Genomic DNA, 1,233 nt, shown 5'->3' on the forward strand with positions numbered 1-1,233 from the left:
TTCTGGACACCGCCACAACAACCGACGATCGAAGAATTGCCTTGGTTCCGGCTTACCATAGCTCGGGTTGGTGATGTGCAGGGGAAATCCGTGGTGATTTCCCGGACCGGTTATTCCGGTGAACTTGGATATGAAATCTTCTGCCACCCTAAAGATGCTGTCGAAATCTTTGATCGTGTCTGGGAGGTCGGCCAAGAGTATGGCATTGCACCGCTCGGGCTGGCGGCACTCGACATGTTGCGGATCGAAGGCGGTCTGATTTTTGCCGGGTCAGAATTCGACGATCAGACGGATCCCTTCGAGGCCGGAATCGGCTTTACCGTACCGCTGAAGTCAAAGACCGACGATTTCATTGGGCGGGCAGCGATCGAAGAGCGTAAGGCACACCCGCACCGCAAACTGGTTGGTTTCGAAATCGAAGGCGGCACGATCCCCTCGCCCGGCGACTGCGTGCGCGTTGGAAAAGCTCAGGTTGGAGAGATTACCAGCGCGATGAAATCGCCCATTCTGGGTAAAGTCATCGCATTGGGCCGGGTTTCGGTTACACATGCTGCCGTCGGCGCAGACATTGAAATCGGGCAACTGGACGGGCAGCAAAAACGGTTGAAAGCCAGGATCGTTCCATTTCCGCATTTTGATCCGACAAAGGAACGTGTGAAAGGGATATACACAGAAGCAACGGTTCCGGACGCTGCAGAGTAGCTGCCAAAAGGGGGCGACATCGAGGTCATCATGTCTGATCGTTGCCAAACCTCAAAAAAACACTCATCCGACTTTATGGTTCAACCTGAAGCAGGCACACGCATACTGCTTCTCTTTCAAATCACCCTGGTCGCGACACTGGCATTGTATTCAACTACCGGTTTGGCAGGTGATTGTGATCGGGTATTTATGCTGGAAAACCACGAAAGGTCTGCGGACCTGCCCAATGACATGCTCTGTGAGACCTTTGTGGGGTTGACCGGCACCAGGGGCATTTCCTGTTACTGGGCATTTTCATACCGAAGCGAAGATGCAGGTTTTTTGTTTCGAGACGCCTGGAGGGAAGTTTCAAGCTGTCGCGAGGGTAGCAGCACCTCAGCGTCGAAACCTTTGAATCACCCCGACAGCTACAACTTGCGGGAGCTGATCACAGAGCGCGGCACATACCGTGTCGCGCTGAAAGACAAAGGCCAGCAGAACCGAACTTTGGTAGTAATGGTTTTTGAGAACCACAAATGAAAAGCCTTGTTG

Annotated in this window: 2 protein-coding genes; both read left to right on the forward strand. The window is 53.1% G+C overall.

What is annotated here, in order from left to right; translation table 11 throughout:
- A partial coding sequence (locus tag ACR1XY_RS24535; protein WP_480597420.1) for an aminomethyl transferase family protein occupies window positions 1-702 on the forward strand: 702 nt, incomplete at its 5' end.
- Between the two features lie 30 nt (window positions 703-732).
- Window positions 733-1,221 (forward strand): hypothetical protein, encoded by a 489-nt coding sequence (locus ACR1XY_RS24540; protein WP_480597422.1) that lies wholly within the window; start codon window positions 733-735, stop codon window positions 1,219-1,221.
- Window positions 1,222-1,233: the final 12 nt, after the last annotated feature.

The organism is Ruegeria sp. AD11(2025), from assembly GCF_056542405.1.

Excerpts from the sequence above, each read along its gene's own strand:
- ACR1XY_RS24540 (WP_480597422.1), top strand. The coding sequence starts at position 733 with ATGTCTGATCGTTGCCAAACCTCAAAAAAACACTCATCCGACTTTATG.